This window comes from Cupriavidus phytohabitans (assembly GCF_000426345.1).
Lineage (GTDB): Bacteria > Pseudomonadota > Gammaproteobacteria > Burkholderiales > Burkholderiaceae > Cupriavidus.
This window is the reverse complement of sequence record NZ_AUFE01000014.1, coordinates 17,236-33,059: the sequence shown is the minus strand read 5'-3', so window position 1 is coordinate 33,059 and position 15,824 is coordinate 17,236. Positions and strand designations below refer to the sequence as shown.

The window sequence follows — 15,824 nt, the reverse complement described above, 5'->3', positions numbered from 1 at the left end:
AGATCGGGCGTGCCCGGACCATGCTGCCCCGGTGCGCGCATTCTTGTTGTAGCCGGCCGGGCACCAGATTGGAGAGCGGCTAGTATTGTCGGATAATCTGCGCATGTCCAGCCGCGCCCCACAACCCGCTGACGGTTCTCCCCCCAATGGCGGCGCGGGTGGGCATGTGGCCGCCGCTGCGCTGCCAGCGCCGGCCAACGACACTTTTAAAAGTCCAGCCAACAGCTCCTCGAACAATCCCGCGAACCACCCCGCTTCGCCACCACCTGCTCATTCCTTGGCTGCTCCAGGTATCGATTCCCCTGCCCTGCCGCGCCCTGCGCAGGGCCTGGCGCGTTTGCGCCGCATCGCCGGCGCCGGCGCGCGCGCGGCCATTGGCATGGTGCACCATCCATTCTGGCGCGGCCTGGGACGCGCGCTGGTACGGCTGGCGCTGGTGCTGGGCGTGCTGGCGCTGGTGGCGGGCCTGCTGATCCGCTTCGTGCTGTGGCCGCAGGCGTCGGCCGCGCGCGAATGGCTTGAGGAGCGCGGCTCGGTCGCGCTCTCGGCACAGGTGACCATCGGCGCTCTCGATACCTACTGGGATGGCTGGCATCCCGCCTTCCGCGCCCGCGACCTGCGCGCCGTGGACGATGGCAAGCGCGTGCTGCTGTCGACCGCCACGCTCGACGGCAAGCTGTCGTGGCGCTCGCTGTTCAGCATGGACCTGCAGTTCGTCAGCCTGGGCGCCACCGGCACCGACATCCTGGTGCGCCGCACGCCCGAGGGCAAGCTGCTGGTCGGCGGCATGCCGGTCGATGCCACCGGCGGCCAGCAGGAGGACGACCGTTTCCTGGGCTGGCTGATGTCGCAGGGCCGCGTGTCGCTGTCCGACGGCAAGCTTCGCTGGCGCGACGAGAAGGCCGGGCTGCCGCAGCTCGATATCGGCGAAATCCGCCTCGACACCCGTCGCGACGGCTCGCGCCATACGGTGACGCTGGAAGCGCGCTCGCCGGCGCTGGGCCCGCGCCCGCTGGTGGTCAAGTCCGGCTTCAGCAACGATTACCTGCACAGCGCCGGCAACTGGCGCTACTGGAGCGGCCAGGCCAGCTGGGACCTGGCCCAGCTGGAGTTGCCGGTGCTGCAGCGCTACCTGGCCATGTTCGAGGGCGTGGCCAGCGGCACCTTCAGCACCGACGGCAGCATCGAGTTCCGCCAGGGCCGCATCGTGCGCAGCCAGACCCGTCTGCGCGCCAGCAGCGTCGACCTGCAGCTGGCCGGCGCCGCCGCCCCGCTGCGGCTGGCCAATGCACAGGCCTTCCTGCTGCACCGGACCGAACGCGACGGCAGCAACCTGCTCACCGTCGACACGCTGCTGTGGCAGCCGCAGCCCGCCGACGGCCAGGCCGCGTCCGCCGACGGCAGCTGGCGCGAAGGCATGCGCAAGGTCGAGCTCGGCTGGGCCTATGCCAAGGACGGCAACCTGCGCAAGTTCACGCTGAAGGCGCCCACGCTGGACCTGAACACGGTGCGCGCGCTGGCCAGCTCGATGCCGCTTGAGACCGCGGTGCTGCGCCGGCTGCGCGCGCTGCAGCCGGCCGGCCACATCGACAACCTCAACGTCAGCTGGAGCCGCGAGCGCGCCGGCATGCTCGACCGCAGCGGCGGCAAGCCCCACTACAGCGTGCAGGGCACGCTGCGCGACGTCTCGCTCAATGGCCAGCCGGCGGTGCCGGCCCTGGATGCCAGGGGCCGTCCGCGGCTGGGCACGCCTGGTTTCTCGCGCCTGTCGGGCACGTTCTCGTTCGACGACCAGCAAGGCAATGCGCGCTTCGAAGGCAATGGCGCGTCGCTGGTGGTGCCCGGGCTGTTCGAGGAGCCGCGCGTGCCGTTCGACCAGATCGGCGGCGACGTGCGCTGGCACCACGCCGGCGGCAAGCTGGTGGTCACACTGGACGGCATCCGCTTTGCCAACGCGGATGCTGCGGGCTCTGTGCGCGGCACCTGGCGCGCCGGCGGCGACGGCACTTCCGGCATCGCCGACCTGAGCGGCGAGATGACCCGCGCCCAGGTCGCGCGCGTGCCGCGCTACCTGCCGCTGACCATCCCGGCGGGCACGCGGCACTACCTGGCTGGCGCGCTGGTGCGTGGCGACGCAGCCGGCGTCGGCTTCGTGCTCAAGGGCGATCTGGAGCATTTCCCGTTCCACGCGCCGTTCGAGAAGGCGGGCGAGTTCCGCGTCGACGTGCCGATCGAGCGCGTCAGCTACCAGATTGCGCCGCACGAGACTGGCGCGGGGGGCGCGCCGCTGTGGCCGGCGTTCACCGACATCGCCGGACAGGTCACCTTCGACCGCGGTGGCATGACTTTCCTGGCAAAGCGCGCCACGGTGCACGACATCCCGGGTGTAGTGCTGCAGGACGTCAGCGGCCGCATCGACGACCTCAGCGCACATGGCCGCCTCGCCATCGACGGCGGCGCCAGCGGGCCGGTCCAGGGCTTCCTGCGCTATATCGCCGCCTCGCCGGTGCGCGAATGGACCGCGCGCGTGGCCGACGCGGCGCGTGCGCATGGCAACGGCGAGCTCAGGCTCAAGCTCGACATGCCGCTGGAGCACGCCAACGCGGCCAGAGTGGAGGGACGTTTCCGCTTCCCCGGCAACGACGTCGTGCTCAGCCCGCAGCTGCCGGCCTTTGGCAATGCCAGCGGGGACATCACATTCAACGAGCACGGCTTCGGGCTGGAGAACCTGCGCGCGCGCTTCCTGGGCGGAGAAGTGAAGCTCGGCGGCGGCACCCAGCCGGAAGGGGGCACGCGCATCACCGCAAGCGGCACCGCCTCAGCGGCAGGCCTGCGCGAGTTCACGGCAGGCTCGGCCCTGGCGCCGCTGGCGGCCAGGCTGGAAGGCAGCACCGGCTACAACACCGTGATCGCGATGCGCGAACGCGAACTGCAGGTGCAGTTGAATTCCTCGCTCAACGGCATGGCCATCGGCTTGCCGGCGCCGCTGGCAAAGGCGGCGCCGCACGACCTGCCGCTGCGCGTCGAGCTGCGCCCCGCGCCCGGCCGCGCCGGCATCGACGAACTGACGCTGCAGCTGGGCAACGCCCTCAACGCACGCTACCTGTTGCGCCGCGAGCAGAGCGGCGGCAATGGCATCGAAGTGGTCGCTGGCGGCATCGGCGTGCAGCAGGCGGCGCCGGCGCCGACGGCCAGCGTCAGCGCCGCGGCAACCTTCGACCGGCTCGACATCGACGCCTGGCGCGAGGCCTTCGCCGGCCCGGCGACTTCGGGTGATGGCACGCGCCCCTCGCCGTTCCTGCCGGGCCGCATTGCGCTGCGCGCCGGCACGCTCCATGGCATGGGCCGCACGCTCGACGACGTGGCGCTCGACGCCACGCGCGAAGCCGACGGCTGGAACGCCAGGATCGAGTCGCGCCAGATCGCCGGCGCCGTGCAGTGGCAGCCGGCCGCGACCGGTGCTGGTGCTGGTGCCGGTGCTGGTGCCGGTGCCGGTGCCAACGCCACGGGCGCGCTGCAGCTGCGCCTGTCGCGCCTGAACGTGCCAGATGCCAGCGACGAGCGCAACGTGGTCGACGCCCTCGCCAGCAGCATCGACGAACTGCCCGCCATCGACCTGGTCGCCGAGCAGTTCATGCTGCGCGGCCACGACTTCGGCAGGCTCGAAGTCAAGGCGCATACCGGCACCAGCGGCACCGACCCGGTCTGGACCCTGGACAAGCTGAAAATCGAACAGCCCGATGCCACGCTGACCGGCCACGGCAGCTGGCGCGTGCCGCGCCGGCTGCGCGCCGACGGCAATGCCGAACGCCGCACCCTGCTGTCGTTCGTCATCGACATCGGCGACGCCGGCGCCACGCTGGACCGGCTGGGGCTGCCGCACACGCTGCGCGACGGCAAGGGCAAGCTGGAAGGCCGCGTGGCCTGGCGCGGCTCACCGCTGTCGATCGACTACCCGACGTTGTCCGGCAAGCTGTCGCTCGACCTGGAGAATGGCCAGATCCTGAGCGTCGAGCCGGGCGCGGCGCGGCTGCTGGGCGTGCTCAGCCTGCAGGGGCTGCTGCGCTTTGCCACGCTGGACTTCCGCAGCCTGTCGGGCCGCGGACTGCTGTTCGACCGCGTTTCCGGCTCCGGCACGATCGAGAACGGCGTCGGCACCATCCAGGATTTCGAACTCAGGAGTCCGCAGATCATCGCCAGCATGAGCGGCACCGCCAACCTGCTGCGCGAGACCCAGGATCTGCGCGTGGAGGTGGTGCCGCGCATCAATGCCACCTCGACCTCGGTGGCAGCCGCCTTTATCAACCCGGTGCTGGGCATCGGCACGCTCGCCGCGCAGCTGCTGTTTGCCGACGAGTTCTCCAAGGTGTTCACCCAGCACTACCGCATCACCGGCAGCTGGGCCAACCCGCAGATCGGCAAAGTGGAGGAGAATAAGGCGCAAGCCCCCAGTTTCCAGAACCGCACCGACCCCGCGTTCCCGCGCTGAAGCCAGCGCCCAAGACAGTCCGAGAGAGCCCAAGAGGAAACCAACGCCCATGACCGCCCCCGCCCCGTTCCGCGTGGCCGCCGTGCAGACCGTCACCGGCACCTCGCTCGATGCCAACCTGGCGCGCGCCGAGGCGCTGATCGCCGAGGCCGCCGCAGGCGGCGCGCAACTAGTGCTGCTGCCCGAGTACTTCTGCATGATGGGCCGCTCCGAAGCGGACAAGGTGGCGGTGCGCGAGCACGACGGCGATGGACCGGTGCAGCAGTTCCTGGCCGGCGCCGCGCGCCGCCACGGCATCTGGCTGGTGGGCGGCACGCTGCCGATGTGGTGCGACGACCCGGCGCGCGTGTACAACACCTCGCTCGCCTTCGACCCGCGCGGCGAGCGCGTGGCGCGCTACGACAAGATCCACCTGTTCGGCTTCACGCGCGGGACCGAGAACTATGACGAATCGCGCACTATCCTGGCCGGCCGCACCCCGGTCAGCTTCGACGCGCCGTGCGGCCGCGTGGCCATGTCGGTGTGCTACGACCTGCGCTTTCCCGAGCTGTACCGCGGCCTGGCATCCGGCGCCGGCACCAGCCTGATCCTGATGCCGGCCGCGTTCACCTACACCACGGGCCAGGCGCACTGGGAGATCCTGCTGCGCGCCCGCGCCATCGAAAACCAGTGCTATGTGCTGGCCGCCGCACAGGGTGGCAAGCATGAGAACGGACGCCGCACGTGGGGCCATTCGATGCTGGTCGACCCCTGGGGCGAAGTGCTGGCCATGCTGCCCGAAGGCGAAGGCGTGGTGGCCGGCACCATCGACCCGGCGCGGCTGGAAGAAGTCAGGCAAAACCTGCCGGCACTGCGACACCGGGTGCTGTAGCATGTACGCAACCGCGGGGCCGCATGTGGTCGCACGTGCCACCCGCACCAGGCATTTCACGCCACCGGCAAGATCCATGACCTGCCGGGGCGGCAAACAGAAGAAAGGACATCTCATGAACGCCGGCGATCTCGGAATCCGCAACCTGGCCACCGCGCAGCAACTGCTGCTGGCGCCGTATGGCCTGGACGAGGCCAAGCTGCAGCGCGTGCTGGCCGATATCTTCACGCACAAGGTCGACTATGCCGACCTGTACTTCCAGTACACCCGCAACGAGGCGTGGAGCCTGGAAGAAGGCATTGTCAAGTCGGGCAGCTTCAGCATCGACCAGGGCGTGGGCGTGCGCGCCGTGTCGGGCGACAAGACGGCCTTTGCCTATTCGGACGACATCAGCCTGGCCGCGCTGTCGCAGGCGGCAGCCGCCACCCGCACCATCGGCCGCGCCGGCAACGGCCGCGTCAAGGTGGCGGGCGAGCTGGCCTCGCACGCGGGGCGCAACCTGTACGCGCCCAACGACCCGCTCGATTCGATGGCCGCCGCCGAAAAGGTGGCACTGCTCGAGCGCATCGAACGCATGGCGCGCGCCAAGGATCCGCGCGTGGTGCAGGTGATGGCAGGCCTGGCCGGCGAGTACGACGTGGTGCTGGTGGCGCGCAGCGACGGCGTGATCGCCGCCGATGTGCGTCCGCTGGTGCGCGTGTCGGTGACGGTGATTGCCGAACAGGGCGGGCGCCGCGAGATCGGCTCGTCGGGCGGCGGCGGCCGCTATGCCTACGGGTATTTCACCGACGACCTGCTGCAGAAGTACGTGGACGAAGCCGTGTCGTCGGCGCTGGTCAACCTTGACGCCCGCCCCGCCCCGGCCGGCGCGATGACCGTCGTGCTGGGGCCGGGCTGGCCCGGCGTGCTGCTGCACGAGGCCGTCGGCCACGGCCTGGAAGGCGATTTCAACCGCAAGGGCTCGTCGGCCTTCGCCGGCCGCATGGGCGAGCGCGTCGCGGCCAAGGGCGTGACCGTGGTCGACGACGGCACGCTGGCCAACCGCCGTGGCTCGCTCAACCTCGACGACGAAGGCAACCCGACCCAGTGCACCACGCTGATCGAGGACGGCATCCTGCGCGGCTATATCCAGGACACGCTCAACGCGCGCCTGATGAAGATGCCGGTCACCGGCAACGCCCGCCGCGAAAGCTATGCCGCGCTGCCGATGCCGCGCATGACCAACACCTACATGCTCAACGGCGACAAGGATCCGCAGGAAATCATCGCCAGCGTCAAGAAGGGGCTGTATGCGGTCAACTTCGGCGGCGGCCAGGTCGACATCACCAACGGCAAGTTCGTGTTCTCGGCAAGCGAGGCATACATGATCGAGGACGGCAAGATCACGCATCCGGTCAAAGGCGCGACGCTGGTCGGCAACGGCCCGGAATCGCTGAAGGACGTGACCATGATCGGCAACGACATGCGCCTGGATTCGGGCGTTGGCGTGTGCGGCAAGGAAGGACAGAGCGTGCCGGTCGGCGTGGGCCAGCCGACGCTGCGCATTGAAAACATGACGGTGGGCGGCACGGCCTGACCGTACATCGCCTCAAGGAAACGGGACCCGCGGGTCCCGTTTTTCATGGTGCTTCCGGTGCAACGGGCCGCGCCTCGTACACCAGGTTGAACGGTGTCTGGGCCGCCCTCCGGAAGCTGCCGAAGCCCGCCTGTTCGGCCACGCCGCGCAGGCGCACCTCGCCTGCCTGCGCGCCCAGGCACAGCCCCACTTCCTGCGAACGCGACGCCGGCGTGAAAATGAAGGTCGACGCGGAATAGAACACGCGCCCCACCGGATTGAGGTTGTCTTCCAGCTTGTCATTGGCAAACGGCTCGACGATCAGCCACGCGCCGTCCGGCCTCAGCGTCTCGCGCACGTGCCGCGCCGCGCCAACCGGATCGCCTAAGTCGTGCAGGCAGTCGAACACCGCCACCAGGTCGTAGTCCTTGCCGGCATAGTCCTTCGCGCTGGCCACTTCGAAGCGCACGCGGTCGCCCACCCCCGCACGCCGCGCGGCCTCGGCGGCATGGCGTACCGAAGGCTCGTGGTAGTCGAAGCCGACGAAGCGCGAGGCCGGATAGGCCTGCGCCATGATGATGGTCGAGGCGCCATGGCCGCAGCCGACGTCGGCCACGCTGGCGCCGTCCTTGAGCCGCGCCTCGATGCCATCGAGCGCGGGAATCCATTCCGAGACCAGGTGCGCGGCATAGCCCGGCCGGAAAAAGCGTTCGGTGCCATGGAACAGCGCCGGGTCGTGTTCATGCCAGCCCAGCCCGCGCCCGTTGCGGAAGATATCGATCATCCTGGGAATGGCGCGGAATTGCGCCACGGCAATCTGGAACGCGCCGGGAATGAATGCCGGGCTGCCTTCTTGCGCCAGCGCGAAGGCCTGCTCTTCGTTCAGGCTGAACTCCGCGCTGTCGGGATCGTAGTCGACATAGCCGCTGGCTGCCTGGGCCGCCAGCCATTCGCGCAGGTAACGCGGGTCGGTATGGGTTTTCTGCGCCAGCACGTCGGCGGTCATCGGCTTTTCCGCCATGGCCTTGTACAGGCCCAGTTCATCGCCGACCACCACCGTGGCGGCGTGCATCACCGCGCCGATATCGTGGACGAATTTCTCCATGAAGGCATTCAGCCTCGCCTCGTCGACGCTCATGATGCACCTCCCCGTGCGCTCCCCCGTTCAATATAGGCTGCGGCCCTTAGCCGATACAGCAGGAAATGGCGCGCGGCGAAGCGCCGGGGGCGGCGTCGCGGACACTTGCCAACCCTGTCAAAACGCGCTATAAAGATGCTTCGTCGCACCACAGGCAATCAAGGCGCCTCGAAGTTTTACGGATCTGCGCGCAATTTCCTGCCCTTCTGCAACGCAGCGCAGCATGAATCCAGCGCCTTTCCATAAAATCGAATCAAGCTGACCTCAGCCAACATCCTTTTCCGCCATGTCCGCTAAGTTTTACTTTTACTTCTTTAGCGATCTCACACCGCTGGCGGATAGGGAGGGACGGCTGTAAGCGCCCCGAATACAAAAAAAACCGCCAGCGACCCTGGCGGTTTTTTTATACCCAATTGTTTCCCCACTCTCACGACCTCACAAGAATCCCGGAGCCATCATGCTGAAGAACACCGACGACCTGCGCATTCGCGAACTCAAGGAGCTGCTGCCGCCGGCTCACCTGATCCGCGAATTTGGCTGCTCTGAAGCGGCTTCGGACGTGATCTACGGCGCGCGCCAGGCCATGCACCGCATCCTGCATGGCATGGATGACCGGCTCATCGTCATCATCGGCCCGTGTTCCATCCACGATACCCGCGCCGCGCTGGAATACGCCAAGCTGCTCAAGGTGCAGCGCGACCGCTTCGCCAACGAGCTGGAAGTGGTGATGCGCGTCTACTTCGAGAAGCCGCGCACCACGGTGGGCTGGAAGGGCCTGATCAACGACCCGTACATGGACGGCAGCTTCAAGATCAACGACGGCCTGCGCACCGCGCGCGAGTTGCTGCTGAACATCAGCGAGATGGGCGTGCCGACCGGCACCGAGTACCTCGACATGATCAGCCCGCAATACATCGCCGACCTGGTCAGCTGGGGCGCGATCGGCGCGCGCACCACCGAGTCGCAGGTACACCGGGAGCTGGCGTCGGGACTGTCGTGCCCGGTGGGCTTCAAGAACGGCACCGACGGCAACGTCAAGATCGCGGTGGACGCGATCAAGGCCGCATCGCAGCCGCACCATTTCCTGTCGGTGACCAAGGGCGGCCACTCGGCGATCGTGTCGACCTCGGGCAACGAGGACTGCCACGTGATCCTGCGCGGCGGCAAGGCGCCCAATTACGATGCCGCCAGCGTGCAGGAAGCGTGTGACGCCATCTCCAAGGCCGGACTGGCCTCGCGCCTGATGATCGATGCCTCGCATGCCAACAGCAGCAAGAAGCATGAGAACCAGATCCCGGTGTGCGAAGACATCGGCCGCCAGATCGCCGGCGGCGACCAGCGCATCATCGGCGTGATGGTCGAATCGCACCTGGTGGCGGGCCGCCAGGACCACGTGCAGGGCACGCCGGTGGAGACCCTGACCTACGGCCAGTCGGTCACCGATGCGTGCATCGGCTGGGATGAATCTGTCAAGGTGCTGGAAGGCCTGGCGGAATCGGTGCGCCAGCGCCGCCTGGTGCCGGGCAGCGGCAACTGAGCCATCGCGCGCGCGCCTTGCATGACCACCGCCTACATCCGGCTGTCGTGCATGGCGCCGCCGCTGAGATCCGCCAGTTCCGGCGTCACCTCGGCGTAGCGCAGCAGCTTGCCGCCATGGCGGGCGATAAAGGCGCTGGCATCGGTTTCGGCGCGGAAGCTCGCCAGCGTCGGCCCCATCGATCCGTGGCGCCCACTGCCGGCAACATACACGCCGGTGGTGGCATCGAACCAGTGGCCGCGCGGCCGCTCCCAGTCAGCCCGCGCCATGTCCTGCACGAACACCGCGCGCACCGGCCTGACCTGCTCGGGCCGCAGCAATGCGTGGAACATTTCCACTGTGTCGCAAAACCATTGCGGTCGGGCTTCTCCAGCGTAGAAGATCTGCGCCTTGGGGCCGGGATAGTCGGCCAGCAGCATGCCATCGAGCACGCAGGCGGTGGCGGATTCGATCTCATTCGGTTGCACGGCGCCCTCCGGCTTCTTGCCGCAGGCGGCAACGAAGACCGTGGCTCCGGCCATGGCGAGCATCAGGTGGCGGCGACGCAAAGACGATGGGGAACACATCAGCGGAATCTCCTGGCAGCAAGGACCAGCGGCACGGCAATCCACGCCAGCAGTGCCGCGCCGGTGGGCCAGGGGCTGGCCAGCGCCGGCGGCACGATGCTGGCAACGCCGCCGGCGCTGCGCAACTGGTCGAGTGAAAAGGCATTGACGATGCGGAACAGGTCCGCGGGGTTCAGCAGCAGCAGCCACGCGATCCAATCGGTGCCGGATCCGCTGGCGCCGCCCTCGCCGGCGCCGGCGACCAGCAGCCCGAGCAGCAGCAGGTCGAACACCAGCACGAAAAAGAACCACAGGCCGATCGCCAGGCCCGATGCCTGCGCGCGGTCGCGCGACAGCACCGACAGCCACAGCGCCAGACTCAGGAACGCAAGGCCCAGCAGCCCGGCGCTGGCGACAAAGCCGAGGTAGTGGTACAGGCCCGGCCAGCCGAACTGGCGCGCCAGCAGCACCGCCATCAACGCAAAACCGCCGGCGGTGGCAAGCAGCAATGCGGCGGCCAGCCCCAGGTACTTGCCCAGCAGCAGCTCGCCGCGCGTCAGCGGCAACGACAGCAGCAGGTCCAGCGAGCCGCGCTCGCGTTCGCCCACCACGGCATCGAAGCCGAGCAGCAGCGCGATCATCGGCACCAGGTAGATCACCAGGCTCGCCAGGCTGGTGATGACGAACTCCAGCGAGCGCGGCCCGAGCACCCCCTGCTCGGCGCCACCGAAATAGCCGATCGCCAGCGACAGCGCGGTGAAGACGGCAGCCACGGCGAGAACCCAGCGGTTGCGCATGCGGTCGCGGAATTCCTTGGCTGCGATCGCGGCCACTTGCCTCGCATCGATGCGCGCGTTCATGCCTGCCCCCGCATGCCGAGGAACAGGTCTTCGAGCGAAGGCTCGTGGATCTGCAGGTCCAGCAGGCGCCCCGCCAGCGGCTGCAACGCAGCCAGCACCGGCATCTTGGCCGCAACGGGACAGCGCACGGTCAGTTCCCCCGGCACCCCTTCCACCACTTCGATCCTGTCCCACGCATGCGTTTGCAGTCGGCGCAGCGCGTCTTCGCGCGCACCCGGTTCGAGCCGCAGCGCCAGCGTCAGCGGCAGCCCCGCCTGCGCGCGCAGCGACTCCAGGCTGCCGGTGGCCTGCAAGCGGCCGGCGGCAAGAATGGCGAAGCGGTCGATGCGCTGCTGCAGCTCGGCCAGGATGTGCGAGGTAATGACGATGGTCACGCCACCCTCGCGCAGCGCGTTGAGCATCAGGTAGAAATCGCGGATTGCCGCCGGGTCCAGCCCGTTGGTCGGCTCGTCGAGGAACAGCACGCGCGGTGCGCCGAGCAGCGCCTGCGCGAAGCCGAGCCGTTGGCGCATGCCTTTCGAATACTCGCGCACCGGGCGCGCGGCGGCGTCGGACAGGCCGACCTGGTCGAGCATCGGCGCGCACGCATCCGCCTTCACGCCCTTCAGCCGCGCGAAGAAGCGCAGCGTCTCCAGGCCGCTCAGGTTGTCATAGAGCACCAGATGTTCGGGCAGGTAGCCGATGCCGCGTCGCGCGGCGCGAAATGCGCGGCTGCCCACGTCTGCGCCGGCGACGCGCAACGTGCCATGCGTGACCGGCAACAGTCCCAGCATCATCCTGAACAGCGTGCTCTTGCCCGCGCCGTTGTGCCCGATCAGCCCGAGCAGTTCGCCTTGCCCCACGCTGAGGCTGACGTCGTCTACGGCGCGCAACGCGCCGAAATGCCGGCTGACGCCGGCGAGCACGATGGCGTCGTGCATATCAATGGCCGCTGGCCTGAGCATCCCAGTCCCTCCAGTTGGCGCGCACCGGGCGCATTCTCGGATAAGCATCGACCACGCCCGGCGCCCGGATCACCGGGAACTGCCGTCCCGCCAGCCGCAGCGCCTGCAGCGCCGGACTGCCCAGCAGCAGCGTCACGCCCGGGTAGCGCCAGCCGAGCCTGTCGACGAGGTCGTTGGCCTGGTACGGCACGTCGCCCACGCCATCGCCGTCGCGGTCCCATCCCAGGTAGTTGCTCCAGTAGTTGCCCTGCCCCCGGCCGCCCCACGGCTCGTCGCGCGCGCCCACATAGCGCACCGGCTCGCGATTGGCGATGAAGTCGTTGCCCTGCACCACGTTGCGCGTCGAGCCGGCGGACAGGTGCACGCCGGTCGCGTTGCCCAGCACCAGGTTGCCGCGCAGCGTCACGTACTCGACGTCATAGATAAAGAACCCGCGCTGGTTGCCGGCGACAACGTTGCCTTCGATCGCCGAGTCCTGCAGCGTGCGCAGCATGATGCCGTGGTCGGTATTGCCCCAGGTTCGGTTGTTGCGCACGACCTGGTCGCGCACTTCCATCAGCGCCAGCCCGCCGCGGTTGCGGTAACTGTCGTTGCCTTCCCACAGGTTGTGGTACGAGTTCATGTAATGGGTGCCGTAGCGGCTGTGGTGCAGCCGGTTGCCGCGAAAGATGGCGTGATGCGAGACATCGACATAAAGCGCGTCGCGCACGAAACTGATGTTGTTGTCGAGGATGCGTGCGCCGCGCGTGTTGTAGAGCTGCACTCCGTTGCCGCGCTGCGCCGAGTTGTAATCGCGCTTGCCGGTGATGGTGTTGTGCTCGATGCGGACATCGTCGGCCTTCTCGATCCACAGCCCGAACAGGTTGTAGGTCAGGTCGCAATCGCGCACCACCGCGCGGTGCGCGCCGGGGCGGATATAGATGCCGGCGTTCTGGTCCTTCAGGCTGTCGCCGGAGTCGCGCACGATCAGGCCTTCGACCACCACGTCGGGCGCGGTGATGCGCAACGTATCGCCGCGCAGTGCGCCGCTGAGCGTGGGCCGCGCGATGCCGCGCAGCACCAGCGGCTTGTCGACGGCGAAGTTGCCGGTGTAGTGGCCGCGCGCGATCTCGATGGTGTCGCCTGCGCCGGCGGCGTCGATCGCCGCCTGCAGCGACTGGCCGGGCTGCACGCGCCAGGTCGCGGCCTGCGCGCAGGTTAGCCATAAGAGCGCAATACCAGGCAGCAGCTTCATGCGGCCAGCATCCCCATCGCCTTCAGCGCCAGGAACAGCACGGCACCGACCAGCAGGTTCTTGAAGCCGACATAGCTGAGCATGTCCATCACGGTGGCGCGCCGGTAGCGGCCGCGCCACCACGGGCCATCCTTGACGTAGCGCTTTCCCGACAGGCGGATCAGCACTTCGTACAGGCTCCAGCCCAGCCACCAGCCGATCACCGCGCCGGCGCGCATTTGTCCGCTGGCGGCCAGCGCCCACGCGACGGTGGCCGCCAGCGCGACCGCGAGCCCCGCCAGCTGCAGCGCGGCGGCGGAGCGCCAGCCCTGGCCGCTCCATGGCCACAAGTGGTCCCACAGCTCGGCGAACCAGCGCGCGGCGCCAGCCGTTGCCGCGTACGGCCGCGCCACCGGGTCGGTCGGCATCCGCGGGTCTGGGCCCGAAGGCTGTGCCGCATCGGCCGGCACCGGCACCAGCGGGATGAAATATCCGTTGCGACCCAGCGGTGTCAGCGGCAGCCCGTCCCGCTCGCGCCGCTTGCGCTCGCGCGCCAGCGGCGGGCAGCCGCGCGTGTCGGTATAGAGCACCATGCAGTCGAGGCAATGCAGGCATTCGCGATGGTCGATGCGGCCGTCGGCATCGATCGCCTGTGAGCCGCAGCCCACCGCGCACGCCTTGCAGTGGTTGCAGTCAGACTTGCGCCGCAGGCCAAACCAGCGGAACGTGCTCGGCATCGCCAGTGCTGCGCCGAGCGGGCACAGGTACTTGCAGTAGGGCCGTTCGATAAACAGCGACAGTCCCAGCAGCGTGCACGCGAACAGCCCGTACGGCCATGCGCGGTTCGGGATGCCGACCAGGAAGGTCGTCTTGAACGGCTCGATCTCCGCAAGCATCTCGGCCAGTCCCATCGAAAACACCGACACCGCCAGCAGCCCGAAGAACACACCGTACTTGACCCACTTGAGCCGGTCATGCCAGCGGCGCGGCAACTGCCGCTGCCATCGCTTCAGTCCCAGGAAGCGGCCCAGCTTGTAGATCGCCTCGGACAGCGAGCCGAACGGACACAGCCAGCCGCAGAACAGGCCGCGGCCGAACAGCAGCACGGTGGCGATGATGAAGATCCAGAAGCAGAAGATAAAGGGATCGCTGAGGAACAGCGCCCAGTCCCAGCGCAGCAGCAGCGCGTGGAACCACGTCAGCACCTGCGTGATCGACGGCTGCGCCATCGCCCCGAAGCCGACAAAGACGATGCTGAGCGCCCAGGCCGTGTACTTGAACGCATTGACCGGCCATTTGTTCTTGTGCGTGGCGCGCCGCGTCAGGCGGTCGCGCAGTGCGTAGACCACCGTGACTGCGCCCAGCAGCGCGATAAACAACGCGATGTTGGTGGCCTGTTTGCGCCAGACCTTGCGCCACGGCGCTTCGGGTTCGTCGATCTGCGGCCGGCCGCCCTGCAGCATCGCTGCCGGCAGCCAGTACGGCGCATCGAAGCTGGCGAAGCTGCGCGTGCCGGTGGCACGGTCGACGCGGTTGCCGAGAAACGACAGCTTCCACGGATACGCCGCGGAAAACGCCGGCGACCGGATCACGAAGATCGCCGACTCGGTCACCGCCGGCGCGCCCTGCGCCGCAACGCCGTAGAGATTGAGGTAGTCCAGGTCGCGGAAGGTGAACGCGTCGGCGCCCTGGCGCACCTGCACGCGGTCGTAGATGCCGCCGCGCACGAAGCCCGAGCCCTTGAACGACTCCGCGCCCGCGGTGCGGATCACGAAGATGGCATGCTCGCCGGGCTTCAACTGCGCGCGCAGCCCTTGCCAGCCGGCATCGCCCAGCACGCTGCGGCCAATGTCTGGATGGTTTAGGTCGCCAAACCAAAGCTCGATAAAGGGCTCGCCGCCGCCGGGCAGCCCGACTTGCGCCGGCTGCACGAGCAGCCGCTGCACCAGCCCGCTCGTCACCATTTGCTGCCAGGCATAGTGCTTGCCGCTTTCGGCGAACCGCGCCGGCGCCCGCTGCGTCGGAGCCAGAATGCCGACCTGCCGCGCCACCGCCGCGCCCGACGTGGTCAGCACCTGGTTCTGGGCGATCACCGTCACGGTGGCGCCGGAAATCGCATCGACACCGACCACGCCCTCGTCCGGCCGCGACTGGCCGACTTCGATCTTGTCGGCCACCGACTTGCCGACGTACTGCCTGTTGAAATCGAGCAGCGCCGATTCCGGGATGCCCAGCAGCAGGATCGGCTCGGAATGCTTCAGTACCCTGACGCCCGTGTACTGCCCCCGCACATCCATGCCGATCAGCGTCACCACCGGCTTGCCGGAATACGCCGGTGTATCGGTAATGTCGGTGGACAGCATCACGTAGCCGAGCAGTTCGCGCTTGCCGTCCGCGCCGGTGCGATAGCCCTCTACGTAGGGCGGTTGTCCCTTGCGCGTGGAGAAACTGGTCGCGCCGGGCAGCACTTCGGTGCAGGGCGCCAGCGCGCACAGGTCCGCCGCGGAGGAGAGTTCCGGCGGCAAGGCTGCCTCATATGCGCCGGCGTGTGCCGATGCAGAAAAGCCAAGCGCCAGCAGGAATACGGCGAAGCACGCCGCAAGCCGATCGAGAAATGCGTGGATCATGGAATTGGGGGCAAGCGGATGACCTTGCGCGGCGGCACGCGCCGC

General features: G+C 68.4%; 10 protein-coding genes. 4 read left to right on the top strand and 6 right to left on the bottom strand.

Annotated features, from left to right (window positions below; all coding sequences use genetic code 11):
* Window positions 1-103 precede the first annotated feature (103 nt).
* The 3 genes from K309_RS0113040 (at window position 104) to tldD (ending at window position 6,936) form a co-directional block, all read left to right on the top strand.
* A complete protein-coding gene (locus tag K309_RS0113040; RefSeq protein ID WP_035877364.1) occupies window positions 104-4,489 on the top strand; it encodes a YhdP family protein in 4,386 nt (1,461 codons plus the stop codon).
* Window positions 4,490-4,538: 49 nt separating this feature from the next.
* Window positions 4,539-5,360, top strand: coding sequence for a carbon-nitrogen hydrolase family protein (locus tag K309_RS0113035; RefSeq protein WP_029046834.1), 822 nt, complete (start codon window positions 4,539-4,541; stop codon window positions 5,358-5,360).
* Window positions 5,361-5,475: 115 nt separating this feature from the next.
* Entirely contained in the window at window positions 5,476-6,936 is a 1,461-nt protein-coding gene (tldD, locus tag K309_RS0113030) for a metalloprotease TldD (protein ID WP_029046833.1), read from the top strand.
* Between the two features lie 43 nt (window positions 6,937-6,979).
* On the opposite strand, the gene K309_RS0113025 is transcribed toward tldD, so the two are convergent.
* Complete coding sequence (locus K309_RS0113025) at window positions 6,980-8,053, bottom strand: class I SAM-dependent methyltransferase (RefSeq protein ID WP_029046832.1); 1,074 nt, start codon at window positions 8,051-8,053, stop codon at window positions 6,980-6,982.
* Between the two features lie 457 nt (window positions 8,054-8,510).
* Between K309_RS0113025 and aroG the strand changes: the two genes are divergently transcribed.
* Window positions 8,511-9,590: a 3-deoxy-7-phosphoheptulonate synthase AroG gene (gene aroG, locus K309_RS0113020; RefSeq protein WP_029046831.1), complete on the top strand. Its 1,080-nt coding sequence runs from the start codon at window positions 8,511-8,513 to the stop codon at window positions 9,588-9,590.
* Between the two features lie 32 nt (window positions 9,591-9,622).
* Here aroG and K309_RS0113015 read toward each other — a convergent pair whose 3' ends face one another.
* The 5 genes from K309_RS0113015 to K309_RS0112995 are packed head-to-tail and all read right to left on the bottom strand — an operon-like array spanning window position 9,623 to window position 15,779.
* Window positions 9,623-10,156, bottom strand: coding sequence for a nitrous oxide reductase accessory protein NosL (locus K309_RS0113015; protein ID WP_029046830.1), 534 nt, complete (start codon window positions 10,154-10,156; stop codon window positions 9,623-9,625).
* A complete protein-coding gene (locus K309_RS0113010; RefSeq protein WP_198030811.1) occupies window positions 10,156-10,995 on the bottom strand; it encodes an ABC transporter permease in 840 nt (279 codons plus the stop codon). Before K309_RS0113010 ends, K309_RS0113015 begins: the two co-directional genes overlap by 1 nt.
* Window positions 10,992-11,915: an ABC transporter ATP-binding protein gene (locus K309_RS0113005; protein ID WP_232232374.1), complete on the bottom strand. Its 924-nt coding sequence runs from the start codon at window positions 11,913-11,915 to the stop codon at window positions 10,992-10,994. The genes K309_RS0113010 and K309_RS0113005 overlap by 4 nt, the downstream gene beginning before the upstream one ends.
* 1 nt (window position 11,916) lies before the next feature.
* Window positions 11,917-13,173: a nitrous oxide reductase family maturation protein NosD gene (locus K309_RS0113000; RefSeq protein WP_029046827.1), complete on the bottom strand. Its 1,257-nt coding sequence runs from the start codon at window positions 13,171-13,173 to the stop codon at window positions 11,917-11,919.
* Window positions 13,170-15,779 (bottom strand): NosR/NirI family protein, encoded by a 2,610-nt coding sequence (locus tag K309_RS0112995; protein WP_029046826.1) that lies wholly within the window; start codon window positions 15,777-15,779, stop codon window positions 13,170-13,172. Before K309_RS0112995 ends, K309_RS0113000 begins: the two co-directional genes overlap by 4 nt.
* Window positions 15,780-15,824: the final 45 nt, after the last annotated feature.

Coding starts and splice junctions, on each gene's coding strand:
- aroG (WP_029046831.1), top strand. CDS start 8,511: ATGCTGAAGAACACCGACGACCTGCGCATTCGCGAACTCAAGGAGCTG.
- K309_RS0113005 (WP_232232374.1), bottom strand. CDS start 11,915: ATGCACGACGCCATCGTGCTCGCCGGCGTCAGCCGGCATTTCGGCGCG.
- K309_RS0113040 (WP_035877364.1), top strand. CDS start 104: ATGTCCAGCCGCGCCCCACAACCCGCTGACGGTTCTCCCCCCAATGGC.
- K309_RS0113015 (WP_029046830.1), bottom strand. CDS start 10,156: ATGTGTTCCCCATCGTCTTTGCGTCGCCGCCACCTGATGCTCGCCATG.
- K309_RS0113000 (WP_029046827.1), bottom strand. CDS start 13,173: ATGAAGCTGCTGCCTGGTATTGCGCTCTTATGGCTAACCTGCGCGCAG.
- tldD (WP_029046833.1), top strand. CDS start 5,476: ATGAACGCCGGCGATCTCGGAATCCGCAACCTGGCCACCGCGCAGCAA.
- K309_RS0112995 (WP_029046826.1), bottom strand. CDS start 15,779: ATGATCCACGCATTTCTCGATCGGCTTGCGGCGTGCTTCGCCGTATTC.
- K309_RS0113010 (WP_198030811.1), bottom strand. CDS start 10,995: ATGAACGCGCGCATCGATGCGAGGCAAGTGGCCGCGATCGCAGCCAAG.
- K309_RS0113035 (WP_029046834.1), top strand. CDS start 4,539: ATGACCGCCCCCGCCCCGTTCCGCGTGGCCGCCGTGCAGACCGTCACC.
- K309_RS0113025 (WP_029046832.1), bottom strand. CDS start 8,053: ATGAGCGTCGACGAGGCGAGGCTGAATGCCTTCATGGAGAAATTCGTC.